Genomic DNA, 3,304 nt, shown 5'->3' with positions numbered 1-3,304 from the left:
CTTATGGACCTCTTGCTCCGTATGTCACTCTGGCCGGGCGAATCGGGTCCCCCCACCTGCCGCACGCCCCGGCCGACCGACCGACACGGAAAACGCCCATGCCCCTGCCGTTCCCGTTCCGAGCCGTACCCGCCGTCCTCGCCGGTACCGTGACCGCGCTGCTGGCGGCCTGTGCGCCGTCGGCGGCCGCCGGGCCGGCGGCCGCTGCGCACACGGCGCCGGCGCCGCCCGTGGCCTCTGCCGTCCCGGCACCCGTACGGGTGCCGTCGCCGGCGGCCACCCCTGCCGCCCCCACCCCCGCGACCACGGTCTCCACGCTTTCCATACCTTCTGTGGGGGTCTCCGGGCTGCGCGTGGTGCCGTACGACGGCACCACCGACGACGTGCCTGGATCCCGCATCCAGGACCGCGGCGATGCGGCCAGCCCGTACGGCGGGCGGGGCGGAGTCGGGCCCGGTCAGGTGGGCAATTTCCTGGTCACCGCGCACCGCCTGTCGGCCGGCGGCCCGCTGGGGGACCTGCCCTCGGTGAAGCACGGCGACACGGTCCTCGTGACCGCGGGTGGGGTCGTGTACAGCTACGAGATCGTCGCGACCCGAAAGACGTCCTTCCGGTCGGAGCGCTCGCTGAGCGAACAGCGCGCCGCGGTGCCCGGGACGCCCGGGGCTGCCCCCACCCAGGCCATGATCACGATCTCGACCTGCGCCACGCCGGAGGACCACGCCGAGGGCAACTTCTGGAGCGACGCCCAGGGCAACCCGGAGCACCGCATCGACAAGATCGGCGTGCTGCGCAAGACCTCGGCGGTCGCGGCCGCACCCGCCGGCTGACCGCAGCAGGCGGATCCGCGCCCGCTACGGCGTGAGCCGCCGGTGCGCGGCGCGCGCGTTGGTGAGGCGGGCGACGACCGTTCCCGTGCCCGCCGCGGCGAGGAGGCAGGCGAGGCGCACGAGGTCGTAGGGAGTTTCCCAGGTGAGCTGGCCGATGGGTGCCGTCGCGAAGGCGTTGAGGACGAGCCAGCAGAGCAGGGCCGTCCCCGGGGCGGCCGTCAGGCGGGCTCCGGCGCTCACCACGGCCACGGCGAGGGAGAGCGCCAAGAGGTCGACGACGGGGTCGCCCGGTCCGTCCAGGAGGTTGAGGACGGCGACCAGGGCGGCGGCCGCGGTGGCCGCCGCGGCCCAGACCGAGACGGTTGCCGCGGGGCTGGGTACGGGGCGAATGCCTGAGCTGATCCGTTTCCACTCGACCATGCGTCGCCTCCTCCGGACGGTGCCCCGCCGTCGGGGCCCTCGGAGATGATGCACCACCGCAGGGGGCGCGTCTGCCGTGGATCCAACCGCCCGCGGGCAGGATCCGGGCGCGCACGGGCCGTCGCGGGCGGCGGGCGGCGTGGCCGCGCCCCGGGCGCCCGCAGGACAGGAACACGCCTCGCCGGCGAGGCTGTTGAGGGGAGGCGGCGCTGTTCCCCGCCATCGGTGACGGCACACACTGGGGGTTCCCGTGCCCGTTCCGCGTCTGAGCAGCACTCCGCTGCCGGGCATCGGCGTCCGCCACGACCTGACCACCCGCGAGCACCGCCGTATCCCGGTGGTGGCCCACCGCGACGGGACGCGGACCCTGAACGCGTACCACCGTGACGATCCCGACGAGTGTGCGCCGTCTGCGAAGTCGACCGCCGGGGAGGCGGAGGCGTCCTCCCGCCGACGCTCCCGCCGGGGAACGCACCTCCACCTCCACCTCCACCCACACCATTACCGCCGACGCCTGCGCCGCGGCGGTCCGCCGGCTTCGGTGCGGGGCGTGCGGGGGATACTGGGCGAATGCGTCAGACGCCGCCGCCCGCCGTCGTCCCGGAGCCGATAACGGCCGACCCGCCGCACCCGGCGGACCGTCCCCTGCTCACCCAGTCCTGGCTCGACCTGGCCTTCCTGCACTGGGCCGCCGATCCCGCCGACGTGGCCCCCCTGCTGCCGGCCGGCACCGTGCCGGACACCCTGGACGGGGTCACGTACGTCGGCCTGGTGGCCTTCCGGATGCACCGGGCCGGCTGGTTCCGCCTTCCGGGCATCCCCTACCTGGGCTCCTTCCCGGAGACCAACGTCCGCCTCTACTCGGTCGACGCCCACGGCCGCCGCGCCGTGGTCTTCCGCTCGCTGGACGCCTCCCGGCTGATCCCGGTGGCCGTCGGGCGGGCCGCGTTCCGGCTCCCGTACATCTGGTCCCGGATGACGGTCCGCCACGACGGCGGCACGGTCACGTACACCAGCCGCCGACGCCGGACCGGCCCGCACGGCCCGCGCCGCGCGCACAGCCGGATCGCCGTACGGATCGGGGAGCGCATCGCGGAACCGACCGCCCTGGAACACTTCCTGACGGCTCGCTGGGGCATGCACACGCAGTTCTTCGGCCGCCCGCTGTACCTGCCGAACACGCATCCGCGCTGGCCGCTGCACCGCGCCGAACTCCTCGACTGCGACGAGAACCTGATCGCCGCGGCGGGCCTGCCCGCCCCGGCCGGGCCGCCGGTGAGCGTGCTGTACTCCCCGGGCGTCCCCGTGCGGTTCGGGCGGCCGTCACGGGGACGGATCCGAGCGACCGGGGAACCGGGCGGGTCCGTTCCTCCTCTCAGAGGGCGTGGACGGGCGGACGCGGACGCCGACCGGACGGAGGAGAGACGCGCATGACCGGTACCACCGGCAGGGATGCGGCGGGCGGGCGACCGAAGGGGGTCGGGGCGGCGTGGGCGCTCACGCTCGCCGCCATCGCCGCGTACGTCGCGGACTGGGTGCTGTGGGCGTTCGTGCTCGAGCCCACCGGCCTGGACGAACTGACCGCCGGCTCCGGAGCCGACGCCGCCGCCGGCCGGCTCGCGCTGTCGGGCGGGATCCTGCTCGTGGTCCTGACCGGCTGGCTGGCCGTGGCGATGAAGATGCGGGCGGGCCGCGCCTGGGCCCGTACGGTCCTCGGCCTGATCGGCGTCGTCGGAGTCGGGGGGCTGCTCTTCGCGGCCAATGACCTCAGCATGAGCGGGACGGCGCCCGGTGTCGGACCGGCCCTGGCAGCCCTCCCCGACCTGCTCGCCGCGGCCGCCGCGGTCCCGATGTTCCTGCCCGAGGCCCGTGCCCACTTCCGGGCCCGCCCGGGCCGGATCTGACCGCGCCGCCGGACACGCCTGACGGCCCGCACCCCTAGGGGGTGTCCGCAAAGTCCCGCCTGGCCCGCGACGCCCGGCACGGCACCTCGCCGCGTTGTCGAAGCGCGCGAGTACGAACAGGTACGAGCTGCGCCTCTCCGCCTTGCGATG

Annotated in this window: 4 protein-coding genes and 1 pseudogene; 4 read left to right on the top strand and 1 reads right to left on the bottom strand. The window is 75.2% G+C overall.

Features of this window, described 5'->3' with window-relative positions; genetic code table 11:
• The first annotated feature begins 98 nt into the window (after positions 1–98).
• Positions 99–830: a sortase domain-containing protein gene (locus tag ACWGE1_RS40615; protein WP_453425496.1), complete on the top strand. Its 732-nt coding sequence runs from the start codon at positions 99–101 to the stop codon at positions 828–830.
• Between the two features lie 24 nt (positions 831–854).
• Here ACWGE1_RS40615 and ACWGE1_RS40610 read toward each other — a convergent pair whose 3' ends face one another.
• Positions 855–1,250, bottom strand: a complete 396-nt coding sequence (locus tag ACWGE1_RS40610; RefSeq protein WP_453425495.1) for a DUF4118 domain-containing protein — start codon at positions 1,248–1,250, stop codon at positions 855–857.
• Positions 1,251–1,500: 250 nt separating this feature from the next.
• On the opposite strand from ACWGE1_RS40610, the pseudogene ACWGE1_RS40605 reads away from it, so the two are divergent.
• From ACWGE1_RS40605 to ACWGE1_RS40595, 3 genes and pseudogenes are all read left to right on the top strand, one after another.
• Positions 1,501–1,692 (top strand): annotated as a pseudogene (locus ACWGE1_RS40605) (potassium transporter TrkA); the annotation flags it as partial.
• A gap of 128 nt (positions 1,693–1,820) precedes the next feature.
• Positions 1,821–2,684 carry a YqjF family protein gene (locus ACWGE1_RS40600; protein WP_453425494.1) on the top strand — a complete coding sequence of 288 codons (864 nt, stop codon included), beginning with the start codon at positions 1,821–1,823 and terminating at the stop codon, positions 2,682–2,684.
• A complete protein-coding gene (locus ACWGE1_RS40595; protein WP_453425493.1) occupies positions 2,681–3,154 on the top strand; it encodes a hypothetical protein in 474 nt (157 codons plus the stop codon). Before ACWGE1_RS40600 ends, ACWGE1_RS40595 begins: the two co-directional genes overlap by 4 nt.
• The last annotated feature ends 150 nt before the right edge of the window (positions 3,155–3,304 follow it).

The sequence above is a fragment of the Streptomyces sp. NPDC054932 genome, assembly GCF_053610205.1.
The sequence above is the reverse complement of the archived record's forward strand: the minus strand, read 5'-3'. Positions and strand labels throughout refer to the sequence as shown.